Origin of the sequence: Streptococcus sp. F0442, from assembly GCF_000314795.2 — a bacterium.
Lineage (GTDB): Bacteria > Bacillota > Bacilli > Lactobacillales > Streptococcaceae > Streptococcus.
The window spans coordinates 228,165-243,659 of record NZ_KB373316.1 but is presented as its reverse complement, the minus strand read 5'-3'; the positions used below and the strand labels follow the sequence as shown (position 1 = coordinate 243,659).

Annotated in this window: 17 protein-coding genes and 1 pseudogene; 3 read left to right on the top strand and 15 right to left on the bottom strand. The window is 43.5% G+C overall.

Annotation, left to right across the window (positions count from 1 at the left end; all coding sequences use genetic code 11):
* Nucleotides 1-16 precede the first annotated feature (16 nt).
* The 3 genes from glmM to cdaA are packed head-to-tail and all read right to left on the bottom strand — an operon-like array spanning nucleotide 17 to nucleotide 2,983.
* The gene (gene glmM / locus HMPREF9186_RS10155; RefSeq protein ID WP_009732571.1) at nucleotides 17-1,366 is read right to left on the bottom strand and encodes a phosphoglucosamine mutase; all 1,350 of its coding nucleotides are present in this window, start codon (nucleotides 1,364-1,366) and stop codon (nucleotides 17-19) included.
* A gap of 22 nt (nucleotides 1,367-1,388) precedes the next feature.
* Nucleotides 1,389-2,138: a CdaR family protein gene (locus HMPREF9186_RS10150; RefSeq protein WP_009732570.1), complete on the bottom strand. Its 750-nt coding sequence runs from the start codon at nucleotides 2,136-2,138 to the stop codon at nucleotides 1,389-1,391.
* On the bottom strand, nucleotides 2,135-2,983 hold the full coding sequence (gene cdaA / locus HMPREF9186_RS10145; RefSeq protein ID WP_009732569.1) for a diadenylate cyclase CdaA: 849 nt from the start codon (nucleotides 2,981-2,983) through the stop codon (nucleotides 2,135-2,137). The genes HMPREF9186_RS10150 and cdaA overlap by 4 nt, the downstream gene beginning before the upstream one ends.
* Nucleotides 2,984-3,086: 103 nt before the next feature.
* Here cdaA and murT point away from each other — a divergent pair, with 103 nt between their 5' ends.
* The 3 genes from murT to HMPREF9186_RS10130 are packed head-to-tail and all read left to right on the top strand — an operon-like array spanning nucleotide 3,087 to nucleotide 5,513.
* Nucleotides 3,087-4,430 (top strand): lipid II isoglutaminyl synthase subunit MurT, encoded by a 1,344-nt coding sequence (gene murT / locus HMPREF9186_RS10140; RefSeq protein ID WP_009732568.1) that lies wholly within the window; start codon nucleotides 3,087-3,089, stop codon nucleotides 4,428-4,430.
* Nucleotides 4,430-5,218, top strand: a complete 789-nt coding sequence (gene gatD, locus HMPREF9186_RS10135) for a lipid II isoglutaminyl synthase subunit GatD (protein WP_009732567.1) — start codon at nucleotides 4,430-4,432, stop codon at nucleotides 5,216-5,218. Before murT ends, gatD begins: the two co-directional genes overlap by 1 nt.
* 10 nt (nucleotides 5,219-5,228) lie before the next feature.
* Nucleotides 5,229-5,513, top strand: coding sequence for a LapA family protein (locus HMPREF9186_RS10130; RefSeq protein WP_009732566.1), 285 nt, complete (start codon nucleotides 5,229-5,231; stop codon nucleotides 5,511-5,513).
* A gap of 23 nt (nucleotides 5,514-5,536) precedes the next feature.
* Here the strand turns inward: HMPREF9186_RS10130 and HMPREF9186_RS10125 are convergent, their stop codons facing one another.
* The 12 genes and pseudogenes from HMPREF9186_RS10125 to HMPREF9186_RS10075 form a co-directional block, all read right to left on the bottom strand.
* The gene (locus HMPREF9186_RS10125; RefSeq protein WP_009732565.1) at nucleotides 5,537-6,724 is read right to left on the bottom strand and encodes an MFS transporter; all 1,188 of its coding nucleotides are present in this window, start codon (nucleotides 6,722-6,724) and stop codon (nucleotides 5,537-5,539) included.
* Between the two features lie 108 nt (nucleotides 6,725-6,832).
* Nucleotides 6,833-8,011, bottom strand: a complete 1,179-nt coding sequence (locus tag HMPREF9186_RS10120; protein WP_009732564.1) for an MFS transporter — start codon at nucleotides 8,009-8,011, stop codon at nucleotides 6,833-6,835.
* Between the two features lie 25 nt (nucleotides 8,012-8,036).
* Entirely contained in the window at nucleotides 8,037-8,909 is an 873-nt protein-coding gene (locus tag HMPREF9186_RS10115) for an XRE/MutR family transcriptional regulator (protein WP_009732563.1), read from the bottom strand.
* Between the two features lie 4 nt (nucleotides 8,910-8,913).
* Nucleotides 8,914-9,267: a hypothetical protein gene (locus HMPREF9186_RS10110; RefSeq protein ID WP_009732562.1), complete on the bottom strand. Its 354-nt coding sequence runs from the start codon at nucleotides 9,265-9,267 to the stop codon at nucleotides 8,914-8,916.
* Nucleotides 9,268-9,297: 30 nt separating this feature from the next.
* Nucleotides 9,298-9,408: pseudogene (locus HMPREF9186_RS11770) on the bottom strand (ATP-binding cassette domain-containing protein); the annotation flags it as partial.
* A gap of 70 nt (nucleotides 9,409-9,478) precedes the next feature.
* Entirely contained in the window at nucleotides 9,479-11,386 is a 1,908-nt protein-coding gene (locus HMPREF9186_RS10105; protein ID WP_009732561.1) for an ABC-F family ATP-binding cassette domain-containing protein, read from the bottom strand.
* A 104-nt stretch (nucleotides 11,387-11,490) separates the two neighbouring features.
* On the bottom strand, nucleotides 11,491-12,213 hold the full coding sequence (locus HMPREF9186_RS10100) for a M57 family metalloprotease (protein WP_009732560.1): 723 nt from the start codon (nucleotides 12,211-12,213) through the stop codon (nucleotides 11,491-11,493).
* Between the two features lie 81 nt (nucleotides 12,214-12,294).
* Nucleotides 12,295-13,134 (bottom strand): DNA/RNA non-specific endonuclease, encoded by an 840-nt coding sequence (locus tag HMPREF9186_RS10095; RefSeq protein WP_009732559.1) that lies wholly within the window; start codon nucleotides 13,132-13,134, stop codon nucleotides 12,295-12,297.
* Between the two features lie 83 nt (nucleotides 13,135-13,217).
* Complete coding sequence (locus HMPREF9186_RS10090; protein WP_003006464.1) at nucleotides 13,218-13,406, bottom strand: DNA-directed RNA polymerase subunit beta; 189 nt, start codon at nucleotides 13,404-13,406, stop codon at nucleotides 13,218-13,220.
* Complete coding sequence (murA, locus tag HMPREF9186_RS10085) at nucleotides 13,396-14,679, bottom strand: UDP-N-acetylglucosamine 1-carboxyvinyltransferase (RefSeq protein WP_009732558.1); 1,284 nt, start codon at nucleotides 14,677-14,679, stop codon at nucleotides 13,396-13,398. The genes HMPREF9186_RS10090 and murA overlap by 11 nt, the downstream gene beginning before the upstream one ends.
* Before the next feature lie 66 nt (nucleotides 14,680-14,745).
* Complete coding sequence (locus tag HMPREF9186_RS10080; RefSeq protein ID WP_009732557.1) at nucleotides 14,746-14,976, bottom strand: DUF1146 family protein; 231 nt, start codon at nucleotides 14,974-14,976, stop codon at nucleotides 14,746-14,748.
* 97 nt (nucleotides 14,977-15,073) lie between these two features.
* Complete coding sequence (locus HMPREF9186_RS10075; protein ID WP_003002471.1) at nucleotides 15,074-15,493, bottom strand: F0F1 ATP synthase subunit epsilon; 420 nt, start codon at nucleotides 15,491-15,493, stop codon at nucleotides 15,074-15,076.
* Nucleotides 15,494-15,495: the final 2 nt, after the last annotated feature.

Sequence of the window (15,495 nt, the reverse complement as noted above, 5' to 3'; positions counted from 1 at the left end):
CATGTTTTTTACAAGGTTAAAGTCCGATTTTTGCTTGAACAACTGCAGCAATGGTATCCACATAATAGTCCACTTCTTCATGAGTTGGTGCTTCTGCCATCACACGAAGGAGGGGTTCAGTTCCACTTGGACGCACGAGGATGCGGCCATTTCCTGCCATTTCCGCTTCCATTTTTTCAATGATTTCACGAATAGCAGGGACTTCCATCGCCTTGTCTTTCATGCTATTTTCAACTCGGATATTGACTAGTTTTTGTGGATAAATAGTTACTTCAGCAGCCAATTCAGATAATTTCTTGCCGGTTTCTTGCATGATTTTAGTCAATTGAACTCCTGTTAATTGACCATCACCAGTTGTATTGTAATCCATGATGACGACATGACCAGATTGTTCACCACCAAGATTGTATCCTGATTTGCGCATTTCTTCGACCACATAACGGTCTCCAACAGCTGTGATTTCTTTTTGAATTCCCTTCGCATCTAATGCCTTGTGGAAGCCGAGATTAGACATGACGGTTGTGACGATCGTATTTTTTTCGAGCAAGCCCTTGCTTGAAAGATAAGAACCGATGATGTACATGATCTTATCGCCGTCTACGATCTCTCCATTTTCATCAACAGCAATCAAGCGATCGCTGTCTCCGTCAAAGGCAAGACCAATCGCTGCACCTACTTCTTTGACTTTCTCTTGCAAATGCTCTGGGTGAGTAGAACCAACCCCATCATTGATGTTCAAACCATCTGGGTTTTCACCGATGACAGTCAATTGAGCTCCCAAATCTGCAAAGATTTGACGGGCACTAGTAGAGGCTGCACCATTTGCTGTATCTAAGACTACGTGCATGCCCTCGAGTTGAACGCCTGTCGATACAAGGAATTCTTGATACTTACGCAAGCCTTCCGGATATTCCATGACCGTTCCTAAACCTTGGGCACTTGGACGTGGAAGCGTATCTTCAGCCGCATCAAGTAAGGCTTCAATTTCAAGTTCGCGATCATCATCCAATTTGAAGCCATCACCACCAAAGAATTTGATGCCATTATCCAAGGCTGGATTGTGGCTAGCAGAAATCATAACTCCGGCGCTGGCTTTTTCCGTACGAACTAGATAAGCAACACCTGGCGTTGCAATCACACCCAACTTGTAGACGCGAATTCCAACAGATAAGAGCCCAGCAATTAAGGCATGCTCTAACATTTCACCAGAAATACGCGTATCACGTCCAACAAATACCAAGGGTGTTTCTTCTTCATGTTGGCTCAACACATAGCCACCGAAACGGCCTAGTTTAAAAGCCAATTCTGGCGTTAATTCTACATTTGCTTCTCCACGGACACCGTCCGTTCCAAAATATTTACCCATTCTTCATTACCTTTTTTACTTTCTAATTACTTGAACTGGAAGAGGTCGACGACGAACTGCTAGAGCTTGACGTAGACGAGCTAGTCTTTGTGGTTACTTTAATCCGTGTTTCACTCGGATTTACCAGACCTGGTAGAACATTTCCTTGGGCATCTACTGCATTTAAGGAAATGGTTCCGCTATAATTTCCACTAATGATTTCACTGGATGGGAAGACAGCTTCGACATGATCAATGCGACTCAAGGTTTCTTGATCGCTGGTCACTTCTACCTTGGTGGTTTCAAGAGTAATATCCGATACCGTTATTCCATCTACAATTTGATTGTCCGGGATCGTGGCCCTGACCGCAAACGATTTTTTGGCTTTCTTCCCGATTTTTACAGAAACTTTTTGAGGCTCTACGGTTGCGGTCAAACCAGCCGGAAGATCTTCCACAATCAACGGCACTTCAACGGTACCTTCCTTGGCCTTACGAAGATCTGCTACCACACGAAACTTCCGAGTGCCCGGTTGCATCTCACTAGCAAGAGCAACCCGGTTTGAACCTTTCAGAAAGACCGTTAGCTCTGATGTCAACCCACTGACAAAGTATGTCTTGTCATTATACTTGGCATCAATTGGAATATTGGTCAAGGTATTGGTGTAGGTCTCTGAGCTGACTTGTCTAGCGCTACTATTATTTTGAAAATTAAAGGAAGACGCATTGATAAACAAGATAAAGGACAATAAGACGGAGGCGAAAACATAAAGAAATTCTTTTTTCGATCTCATTTTGTCACCCTCCCAAATAGACGCTCTTTCCAACTAATCGTTTTATTCTCTTCAGGAACCAAGAAGGCTCTCAATTCTGATTCGAACTCTTCTAAAGTTAAATCGTGTCGGAAGGTTCCATTGTAGGTCACAGAGACCCCACCCGTTTCTTCTGATACCACAAAGGTAAAGGCATCCGAAACTTCAGATAAACCAATGGCTGCGCGGTGACGCGTTCCGAACTCTTTTGAAATTCCAGTATTTTCGGTCAAGGGCAGGTAGGCACAAGAAACAGCGATTTTATCATTGCGGACAATGACGGCTCCATCATGCAAGGGAGTATTAGGAATGAAGGTATTAATCAGCAATTCTCCTGAAATTTCTGCATCTAGAGGAATCCCTGTGGAAATATATTCCTGAAGGGTTCTGGCTCCTTGAATGGCTACCAAGGCACCAATCTTACGTGGGCTCATATAAGCTACTGCCTTGACATAGGCCTGCACCATCTTCTCTTCCTGACTGACTTCACTCGTCGTAAAGAATTCTGTCGCCCGACCCAGACGCTCTAAACCAATCCGAATCTCAGGGGAGAATATCACAACCAAGGCGATAACCCCATAGGTAATCACTTGATTGATCAGCCATGAAATAGTCGTAAGACCTAGGAAATTGGCTAAAAATTGCACCAAGAAAAAGATAATAACTCCACGAACCAAAATCATGATCTTGGTCCCGACGATGGCCTTGATCAAAAAATACAACAACCAAGCCACCAGGGCAATATCGATGATATTGATAACAATACTCCACCAATTCGGGAACAAACTGGTCCAAAATTGTGGATTTGTAAACTGTTGAATATTCATATTCTCATACCTACCACTTCTCTAAAAGACATCATCCTATTATAACACGTTTCAACAGATTTTTCTGTAACCTTCTGACGCTTTTTATGATAAAATATGATTTATGAAGATAAATACAACCTTGGGCCTTCTGGCAGGAAAGCTTTCCGGCTCTATTCTAGAAAAAATGGGGCGGGGATCAACCCTACCAGGTAAAGTAGCCCTCAAATTTGATAAAGATATTCTCAGTCAACTGGCAAAAAACTATGAGATTGTTGTGATTACAGGGACAAATGGGAAAACCCTGACCACTGCGCTGACCGTAGGTATTCTCCAAGAAGCTTTCGGACCGATTTTAACCAATCCAAGCGGGGCCAATATGATCTCTGGGATTACAACGACCTTCTTACGGGCTAAGCATTCGAAATCAAATCGACCGATTGCGGTACTTGAAATTGACGAGGCCAGCCTCTCTCGGATTTGTGATTATATTAAGCCCAGCCTTTTTGTGATCACTAATATTTTCCGGGACCAGATGGACCGCTATGGAGAGATCTATACGACCTACCAAATGATTTTGGATGCCATTCACAAGGTCCCAACTGCAACAGTCTTGTTAAATGGTGATAGTCCGCTCTTTAATAGTCAGACCTTATCCAATCCGATCCAATATTATGGATTTGATACTGACAAATCAGAGCCACAACTAGCTCATTACAATACGGAAGGAATCCTCTGTCCGCATTGCCACAACATCCTCAAGTACAAGCTCAATACCTATGCAAATCTTGGGGATTATATCTGTGAGCACTGTGGTTTCCACAGGCCTCCTCTGACTTATGCCGTATCAGACCTCCTCTCATTAACCCAGCGCTCTTCCCAATTCCGGATTCAAGGCCAAGACTACCACATCAATATCGGCGGTCTTTACAACATCTACAATGCCTTAGCTGCTGTTTCCGTTGCTGGATTCTTTGGAGTTCAACCTGAAGTGATTAAGCAAGGATTTGATCGCAGTCGCGCTGTCTTTGGTCGTCAGGAAACCTTTAAGATTGGGGATAAGGAATGTACCTTGGTTTTGATTAAGAATCCAGTTGGTGCGACCCAAGCCATTGAAATGATCAAACTAGCACCTTATTCCTTTAGCTTATCAGTCCTCCTTAATGCGAATTATGCAGACGGAATCGACACGAGCTGGATTTGGGATGCAGATTTTGAGCAAATCACCCAGATGGATATTCCAAAAATCAATGCTGGTGGGGTGCGCCACTCTGAGATTGCTCGGCGACTTCGGGTCACTGGCTATCCGGCTGAAAAGATCACAGAAATGGCTGAATTAAAAGAGGTCTTCCAACGCATCCAGCAACAGGAAACCCCTCACGCCTATATCTTAGCCACTTATACGGCCATGCTTGAATTCCGTGAACTCTTGGCCCAAGAACACCTGATTGAAAAGGAGATGCACTAATGACTTATACTTCTCTAGAATCTTCTGATCAGGCACAGTATCCATACAGCCTGCGCATTGCCCATCTCTACGGCAACTTAATGAATACCTACGGAGACAATGGAAATATCCTCATGCTCAAGTACGTTGCTGAAAAACTTGGAGCCCATGTCACAGTGGATATCGTCTCTCTCAAAGACCGGTTCGACCCTGATGCCTATGATATCGCCTTTTTCGGTGGCGGCCAAGACTACGAACAGACCATTGTATCAGAAGATCTACCAGATAAAAAAGAAGATCTTGAACGCTTCATTCATGACGATGGTGTGGTCCTTGCTATCTGTGGTGGCTTTCAGCTTCTGGGTCAGTACTACATTGAAGCTTCTGGCAAACGCATTGAAGGACTTGGCATTATGGGCCACTATACGCTCAACCAAGTCAACAACCGCTATATCGGTGATATCAAAATCCATAATGAAGAATTTAACGAAACCTATTATGGTTTTGAAAACCACCAAGGTCGAACCTTCTTAGCAGAGGATGAAAAACCACTGGGCAAGGTCGTCTATGGAAATGGGAACAACAAAGAAGATGGGTGCGAAGGGGTTCATTACAAGAACGTCTTTGGCAGCTACTTCCACGGTCCTATCTTGTCCCGAAATGCCAATTTGGCCTATCGCCTAGTGAGCACTGCTTTAAAAAATAAATATGGCAAGGACCTTTCCCTACCGGCTTATGAGGAGATTCTAAGCCTAGAGCAGCCGGAAGAGTACGCTGATGTGAAAAGCAAGGCCCCTGCTGAACAATAAGGAGATAATGATGAACAAAAATAATCTACACTACATTGCTTTATTACTTTTAATTTTATTGATTGCTGGTATTTCCCTTGCAAACATGCAAACGGTCACCGTAAATTTCCTCTTGGTCCAATTTAAATTACCCTTGATCATTCTGATCTTGCTCTGTGTCCTCTTAGGTGCATTCGTCATGAACTTGATTAATTTTTCAAAGGGCTTCTCCCTAAAAAAAGAACTCAAGAGCACTCAAAAGCAACTGGAAGAAGCAAAGAAAGAAGTTAAAGCAGAAGAAAAAGATAACAACTAAAAAAGCACCGATCGGTGCTTTTTTCATGCTGATGTACCTTCTTTTGCTTGTAATTTCTTGGCGACTACTTGAGCTAGGAGTGAAAAAAGGATGACACCAGCTCCTATCAGGAGAAAAGATTCTACACGGACGCTTGGCAACAAGGTCATCAAACCTTTAGCCACCGGCATAAAGAGAATGGCTAGGGTAAAAATGGTGCTTAAGACCCTGCCCAGATAGTCTCCTTCTACCTTGGTTTGAACCTGGGTAAAAAAGTGAATATTGAAAATTGTCATAAAGAGTTCACAGACTAAATTTCCAGAATAGGTAAGAAGAGGCGGAAGGGGCAAGCCCATCATGAAGACTCCTACTCCTGTTAAAATCAATAAGAAAAGAAGCATCTCCATGCTGGATTTAAATTTATTGGCGATCAAAGCTCCGATGATGGAGCCGATAGCCCCCAATGTTAAGATGGTCGCATAGGCTCCTTTGACCCCGTAAAGGCGATTGGAAAATGGGAGTAAAAACTCAAAAGCTGCAAAAAAGAAATTGACGCTGGAAGCCACCAACAAGAGAAAGAAAATCTCTTTCTGATGCCAGATATAGTCTAGTCCATCTTTCATATCCGAAAAAATATCTTTTCCCGTAAACCGTTTCTTTTCCTGAATCTTGGCTTCTTCTTTCGGAAGGAATGCCACTAGGACAAAGGCGATGAAAAAGGTCAGTGCATCCAGTAAGAGGGTCGCATGGAGACTGGCAAATTGTAAAACAAGGAAAGAGAACACAGGAGAGCTGACACCAACTACTTGTAAGACCAACTCCAAGCGGGCATTATAGGTCACAATCTCATCCTTTTCTACAACTTCTGTGATAATGGCTTTATTAGCCGTACGAGAGAAAGCAAAAGCAATGGCCTGGACAATATTGGCAAAAATCAGGGCCGCAATCATCCAACGATCATTCCTGATAAAAGAAATGCCCAAACAAAGGAGACCACAAACCAAGTCGGTTGTCATCAAAATCTTGCGACGGGAAAAACGGTCTGAGATCACGCCTCCAAATGGATTGACTAGAATGGAGGTGACGAGTTCAGAAATCTGATAGATCCCCAACACTGTCTTTCCTACCGTCCCCATCGAGGCCAGCCAGACACTATTCCCGTAATCATAGAGCATATTTCCCATTCGATTGATCGCCCCACGAGCAATTAATTGGACTGCATGTCGATTCATAAAAAACCTCCTTCATTTTCTGAAACTATTGTATCAGTTCATGAAAGAGGTTTTCATTTTGTCCCCTATTTGGGAAAAATAATGGTTTACAAATTTATCAAAGGATCCCTACTGTTGTTTTGATTGAAGCTGCTTAGCTACTAGCTGAGCCAAGAGTGAAAAGAGAATAATCCCAGCTCCAATCAAGAGAAATGATTCCATACGGACGCTTGGCAACCAAGTCATCAACCCTTTGGCGATGGGCATAAAGAGAACAGCCAAGGTATAAATTGTGCTCAATACTCTACCTAGATAATCATCTTCCACCTTGGTTTGTACTTGGGTAAAAACGTGGATGTCGAAAATGGTCACAAAAAATTCACAGACCAAATTTCCTGAAAAGGAAAGATAAGGCGGAAGGGGCAAGCCCATTATGAACACTCCGACCCCTGCCATGATCAGTAAAAACAGGAGAATTTTCATACTTGATTTCATTTTATTGGCAACAAGCGCTCCTAGAATAGATCCAATAGCTCCCAGCGTTAAAATAGTCGCATAAGCTCCTTTAACCCCGTATAGACGATTCGAGAAGGGAAGTAAAAACTCAAAAGCGGCAAAAAAGAAATTGACGCTAGAAGCCACTAATAAGAGAAAGAAAATCTCTTTCTGATGCCAGATATAGTCTAACCCATCCTTGATATCAGAAAAAATATCTTTCCCGGTAAACTGTTTCCTCTCTTGCACCTTAGCTTCTTCTTTCGGAAGGAAAGCTACTAGGACAAAGGCAATGAAAAAGGTCAGCGCATCTAGTAAGAGGGTCGCATGGAGACTGGCAAATTGTAGAACTAGGAAAGAAAACACGGGAGAACTGACACTAACAACTTGTAAGACCAGCTCCAAGTGCGCATTATAGGTTACAATCTCTTCTTTCTCCACAACTTCTGTGATAATAGCTTTATTGGCAGGTCGAGAAAAACCAAAGGCAATGGCCTGAACAATATTGGCAACAATCAGGGCCGCAATCATCCAACGATCATTTCTGATAAAAGAAATCGCCAAACACAGGAGACCACACACCAAGTCGGTCGTCATCAAAATCTTGCGACGAGAAAAACGGTCTGAAATCACCCCTCCAAAAGGATTCACGAGGATCCCTGTTACTAACTCAGAAATCTGATAGATTCCTAATACCGTCTTTCCTATAGTCCCCATTGAGGCCAGCCAGACACTATTCCCATAATCATAGAGCATATTTCCAATTTTGGTAATCGCTCCACGACTAATTAATTGTACCGCATGTCGGTTCATAAAATCTCCTTTATCACTGTCCTATTTAGGGACATTCATCTATTACAAATTTATCAAAGTGTTCTTGATAGTAAGCTACCTGCTCAGGAAGTCCTAGCACATCAAAAATATTCATAGCCTCTTGCATTTGCTGACTCCCTTCTTTCTCTTGTCCCTTCTGATAGAGGGCAAATCCCTTGAGGTAATGAAAGACATTGCGTTCGTAGAGTTTGATGCTCTTCCCGATAATCTTTTCCACATAGGCTTCAAAATAGCTGGCATTTTCGAAAGAACGGTGTTCTAAACAATGCTGGTAACTATTCAGAGCTAAAATCAAGACCAGTTTTCGATGGCGACCAATTTCCTTGTAGAAATTTTCCCGCTCCATCACTTCTCTACCAAGCCGAGTGACATAATCCACATCATAAAAGCTATAAAGATTGCCAAAGAGGATCAACTCATACATGGTCCATTCTTCCGTTTGAAAGAGATAATCTGCCACCTTTTCCAGATCACTTTGCTTCATCGTGTAGCTGGCATCTCTCTGGCAAATCAGCCCTTGTAGCAGAATCCAGTTCAATTCAAAATAAAGGGGACTGGTCGAACCTTTAGCCTTTTCAAGTTGTTCTCCTTGAAGCCTTTGAAAACCAGCAATATCATTTGCATAGTAAAGCGGAATAATCTGAGCCATCAAGGCCACATGCTCATGGTGTTGGAAATTTCTGGCCTTATCCATAAAATTCTCAACAGTCACATGGATATTGTCCAAAATTTCAAAGAAGCGCGACGTAGCTAGATCCGACTCCCCCAATTCAAAACGGGATAACTGGGAGGTCGAGCAAGCTTCTCCTGCAGCTTCTTTTAACGAATAATTTTTACTCATTCGAAATTCACGAAAAACTTTGCCTAAATCTTCCATTTGATTACCACTTAAATTCCTTTAAGTACCTTTCTAACTCTTGCAAGTATCCTTCGTAGAATCCATGTTCTTCTTTAACGGAAAAATCTAATTGTCTTAAGTAAGAAATCAGCCAATCAACCAATAGATCGTACTGATGAAGAGGTAGGCGTTTCATCTGCTCTTCAACAAAAGAAATGGCCTCCGCAAAGCGCTGCTCTTCTAAAACTTGCTGAAGATAGTGATTCCCGTTGATGAGTTTTCCTTCCTCATCCTCATACTGCCCCAAATCTAAATTCTGAATCTGCAGACGCAAAATTGTACCAATAATATCGGCTACACCTTTAATCTGCTTCATAAACCAATCATTTTCAGTCATCACAATGTTCTCCTTAGGCAAATTAGAAAACTACACTTTCTCCGCTAGTTCTTCCCATTCTATCATGGCTTCTTCTTGGATGGCGGTCAGCTGGTCGATTTGCTGCTGGCTCTCCATGAGTTCGCCGGTTTCATTGGTGGCCTACAACTTCTTTCAATGAATAATTTTTACTGATTCGAAATTCACGAAAAACTTTGCCTAAATCTTCCATTTATTCCACCTGCTCTGACAATTCTGCCCACTCTTCCATGACCACTTCCTGTTGAATAGTCAGTTGGTCCAGGTCACTCTGGAGTTGAACTAAGTCGGCTGCATCATTGGTGCTATGCATGGTTTCGGTGATGGCTTGGATTTTCTGATCTAGCTCTTCCATCTCTGCTTCCAATTGCTCAATGCGACGGGTGATTTTACGGAGTTCCTTCTGGTTTTGCTTTTGCAAGTGATAGTCATTGCTGGTGACTTCTTCGGTCGAAGAAACAGGCACAGCTTCTGCTTGCGCTGCAGCAAGGGCCTCTAACTCTGCTTTCTTCTCCAGATAATAGTCATAGTCTCCTAGGTAAAGGGTCGAGCCCTCTTCTGAGAGTTCCAAGACCTGTGTAGCCACCCGATTAATAAAGTAGCGGTCGTGGCTGACAAAGAGCAAGGTCCCATCAAAATCAATCAAGGCATTTTCCAGTACTTCCTTGCTATCGATGTCCAAGTGGTTGGTCGGTTCATCGAGAATCAAGAAGTTGTTATTCTCCATGGACAGCTTGGCCAAGAGCAGGCGCGCCCGCTCTCCACCTGACAGCATGCCGACAGTTTTCTTGACATCATCCCCAGAGAAAAGAAAGGCTCCCAGGCGATTGCGGATCTCCACTTCTGGTGTCAGTTTAAAGTCATTCCAGAGCTCATCCAAGACACTGTTGTGAGGCGTCAGTTTACTTTGGGTCTGGTCATAGTAGCCCACCTCGACATTGGCCCCAAAACGGGCTTCCCCCTTGATAAAAGGAATTTGTCCGACAATAGACTTGATTAAGGTCGATTTCCCGATCCCATTTGGTCCCACAATAGCGACTGCATTCATCTTGCGGATATTCAAATTAATAGGCTCTGAGAGGATTTGATCGTCATAGCCGACGGCTGCCTCTTCTACTGTCAGGACAACATTTCCAGATGTCTTATCGGAATGGAAGGTCATATGGGCAGACTTGGTCCCAGCTTCCGGCTTGTCTAGACGCTCCATTTTTTCCAACTGCTTGCGCCGAGACTGGGCTCTCTTGGTAGTCGACGCCCGCACCAAATTGCGATTAACAAAGTCTTCCAGCGCAGCAATTTCTTTTTGTTGCTTCTCGTAGTTCTTGGCTTCGGTCAACAGTTTTTGCTCCTTTTGCTCCACAAAACTCGAGTAATTACCGACATAGCGGTCCAAGGAATGCTTGGTCAAATCCAAGGTAATAGTTGCGACCTTATCGAGGAAATACCGGTCGTGGCTGACAATGAGAAGGGCCCCGCTATAATTGACTAGGTAATTTTCCAACCAGGCGATGGTCTCAATATCCAAGTGGTTGGTCGGCTCGTCCAGTACCAAGAGATTTGGTTTTTCTAGAAGCATCTTGGCCAGAGCTAGACGGGTATTTTGCCCTCCTGATAGCTCTTCAATCTTCATCTGCCACATGGACTCATCGAACTTGAAGCCGTTGAGAATGGTGCGGATATCTGCCTCATAGGTAAAACCACCTGCCTGACGGAATTCTTCCGAGAGACGGTCATAGTCCTGCATGAGTTTTTCTAAGTCAGCCCCAGTTTTTTCCCCCATCTCAAGCTCCATCTGCCGCAAAGTTTTCTCCGTTTTACGGAGGTCGTCAAAGACATGGAGCATCTCATCGTAGATGGTATTGGACGACTCAAATCGACTATCCTGGGCTAAATAAGAGAGAGAAAGATCCCGCTTTTTATTGATTTCTCCTGAAGTTGGTTCTTCTTCTCCCACCAAGATTTTCAAGAGCGTAGACTTGCCGGCTCCGTTCTTTCCGACCAGGGCAATCCGGTCCCGTTCATCCACTTGCAGGCTGATATTATCAAAAAGAACCTCCCCTGCAAAAGAGCGTTCAATTTTGTTGGCTTGTAAAATAATCATGTCCTTATTTTACTATCTTTTTTCAGATTAAACAAGGAAAGACGAGCCATCAAAAAAATCCTGAGCCCCTTGAGGCTCAGAACTTTTAGAAAGTATTTTAAAACTTATTCTTCCTTGTATAATTGCCGAACTGCTTCCACATCTGTATCCTGAATACTGTAGAAGGAACCAGCCGGTTGCATGACCGATTCTCCATCAGTGTGGTCCAGCCCAATGGCATGGCCTAGCTCATGCTCAGCTGTATTGACAATCCGATCATAACTATAGTTATAGACATAATTTAAAAGATAATGGCGATTGAGACGCACTGTGATGTGGGTGAAGCGGTTGGTTAAGAGGTTGGTCTGAGAAGCAGTCTCTCCTGCAGCAGAAACCGATGCGTTATCCATTTCCGTCAAGACCACATTAGCCTCTTTTTCATTTGTAACCAACTTGAAGGTAAAGGCGCCTGTTTGGTTCCAAGCCTCAATAGCATCCCGATAAGCTTTTACAAAAGTTTGACTGATATTAGGATCCAGGTAGACCGTGGCCTCCGCTTTTTCCCAGCGAGCACCGCTATGCTCATGATTGTCCGTCTGCGTGGTCTGTGAGCTAGGTGTCATCCCAAAGCGCGATGCAAAGCCCTGATCACCAAATAAATTGCCTACTTGATAGACAACCTTTTGGGCGGCTCGGCCAAATCCATCCATACCAGAACTAGGAGAATCTGTGAAATAGATGATCCCCACTAGGACGAGAAAACTGATGGCAATGGTCCAGAAAAATCCCCAAAAAAGACTCCAAGCCATGCGAAGGATTCCTCTGAAAAATCGAAAAATGGTTCTCATACATTCTCCTTTCTCTTAAAGAAGGTATGCAATTGTAACACCCCATTCTTAAAAATAACTTAAATAATTGCGCTTTCCAGCTTATTGATGAACGGTTACTTTGCCTGTCTGATAATCCAGGCTAATCCCACTTTGAACATTGGGAACAAAGACATTGAACTCAAGGGTCCCATCACTCGATTTGGCTTCGATCTGTGATCCTAATGGAATCAGATCTTCTGGATGGTTGTAGATCAAGGTCACCCGATAGCGGATCCGCTTGTTCTTATCCAGTGCTTTTCGAACCAGGGTCTCATAGTAGTTTTGACCAGTGGAATGAGGATCATTGGCTTGATTGGACCAAGCCGTTTGTACAGCGATATTTTTTGGATTGCTAGTCGAAGCATCGAAACCTTTGAGATTGCCGATCAAGGCGTAGCCCAATAGGTGGCCCCGATCCACAGCATGGTCATACTCGCCTGACAGATGATGTACCTGATGCCAACCTGCTGGTTTCCAATCGGTTAGGCCACTACCTGTTGCATCTCGATCTCTGTACTGGCGAGTCGCTTTGGTCATGATGGCATTGGCAACCGTCGGCACAGTCCTTCCATTGACTTCTTTTGTCTTGTTATCGGCATAAGGTTGACTAGCCACGCTGGCATCCAGATCTGTACGATTTCCCTTAACTACAAAAGCTCCAGCGCCATTCCATTCCAAGTCATTTCCTAATTGTGAACGGGCAGATTTCGTTAGTACCGAGCTAGCTAACTCTTTACTAGGTGTTTCTTGTTGGCTACTAGTCACCACCGAAACAACCTGATCTGTCGCTTCTTTTACCGTCGGTTGATTGAAATAATAGCCCCCAATAGCTAGGGCCGTTGCCACCACAAAACCGGCTAGGGTTTGTTTGGTTCGTTTTGTGAATACTTGTTTTGTCATGCCTCTCTCCAAAAAAGAGCAGCGCTAGATGGGTCATTGACTCGATTCGCTGCTCTCCTTTTTACTCAATTTTAGTTAAAAGATTATTTGCCTGTTAGCTTTCCAATGATCTCTGACCAAGTGTCCGGAGAGAGAATGGACCATGGATTTTTTCCATCTCCAATCACTCCATAGCCAATGACCAAACCAACTGCAAAAATGATGATTCCAATCACAGCCAACAGGAGGACAATTCCTAGCTGTTTTCCAACATAGCGAAGATTAGTTTTCATCGTCTTCTTCCTCTACACGTTTCACGTCTGCACCTAGTGCCACCAATTTCTCATGGAATTGATAATAACCACGGTCTAAGTGACTTAATTTGCTGACTTTCGTTTCTCCTTCTGCTACCAAGCCCATCAAGACCAAGGTTGCACTTGCTCGTAAATCGGTCGACATGACCTCTGCACCTTGGAAGCTTTCCCCTCCAACGATACGAGCTGTATCCCGCATAATGTCTGAGTGAACGCCCATCCGACGCATTTCTTCCAAATGCTGGAAACGATTCTCAAACACCGTTTCAATCATGGTAGACTCACCTTTAGCCATGGCCATCAAGGCTGTGAATTGAGCCTGCATATCTGTTGGGAATCCTGGATACGGAAGGGTTTTAACGGTCACTGGACGGAGCTTACTGATATCCGATTGAATCCGAATGCCATTTTCTTCTTCGGTTACCGTTACACCCATCTCCTGCATCTTAGATAGAAGCGGACGGTTGTGTTCCCAAATGGCATCTTCGATCAAGACATCTCCACCAGTCATGGCTGCCCCAATCATAAAGGTTCCAGCCTCGATGCGGTCTTGCACAACATTGTGGTTTGCACCATGCAAGCTCTCCACACCAACGATGGTCAAGGTCTCAGTTCCTGCACCCTTGACGTTAGCCCCCATTTTATTTAGCAAGAGAGCTAGGTCAACAATTTCAGGTTCCCGAGCTGCATTTTCAATCACAGTGACTCCATCTGCCAAGGTTGCGGCCATCATAATATTTTGTGTCGCCCCTACTGATGGGAAGTCCATATAGATGTGTGCACCCTTGAGACGATCTGCTTTTGCTTCAATATAGCCGGCTGTTTGGGTAATTTCAGCTCCCATGGCTTCCAGACCTTTCAGGTGGAGGTCAATCGGACGACTACCGATCGTACAGCCTCCAGGCATGGAAACTTTGGCATGGCCATTGCGTGCCAAGACAGGACCCAGGACAACGATAGAAGCCCGCATCTTGCTCACATATTTATAAGGCGCTTCTTCAGACAGTTTCTCTCGTGCATCTACGACAACCATATTGTCTTCTTCATTGAAGGTTACTTGTGCATTCAACCCACGAACAACATTGTTCATTGTAAAGACATCTGATAAAACAGGTACATTTTTCAAGGTTGTCACGCCCTCGCTTGCTAGAACTGTTGCAGCAAGAAGAGGAAGGACAGCATTTTTTGCTCCTTCGATTTTAACAGTTCCAACCAGTCGATTATGACCACCATTAACGATTATTTTTTCCATACGGGATTGTTCTCCAATTTCTTAAAGTCACGCTTTCTATCATACCATATTTTTTATAAAATGTGGCTAGAATTGGCCAATAAAAATCTGCCGACTCATCTCATAGACACTGATAAAAAATGAGCTGGCTAGATAGCCTATTCCGACGCTGATCATCAAGATCAAAAAACGGATTTTAACCGCATTTTCAGCACTTACTTTTAAAAACTTTTCCCATTGAACCAGGTTCAACAATAGGTAATAGGCAAAAAAGATAAACAATAGATGGCTTGAAAGATTAAAAATCATTTGAATCATACAGCTATTATACCATATTTGGTCCGTACTTTCTTCTTTTGATTCTCTCCCAACAAAAATAAGGTGAGGACAAAACCTCCACCTTATTTTGAATATCTTATAAACGATTTCCGACATTAATCCGGTTAATGGCGCGTTGAAGAGCAATTTTAGCACGACGTTCCATATCAACCGAATGCTGATCTTTGGCTTCTTCAATCGCTTTTTCAGCTCGCAGTTTGGCACGTTCTGCACGACTAATGTCGATATCTCGAGCACGTTCGGCAGAATCGGCAACAATGGTAATGACATTATCAGCTACTTCGATAATCCCACCATTGACTGCAATCCAATCAATATGTTTGTCATCGTCGACACGACGAACCTTTACTTGGTCTACAGCCAAAACCGCAATGGTATTGATATGATGAGGTAAAATCCCTAATTCACCATCAATTGTCTTGACAGATACAAATGCGGCATGATGATCATAAACCAGTCCATCCGGTGTAACGATTTGGACGTTCATTTGACTCATCT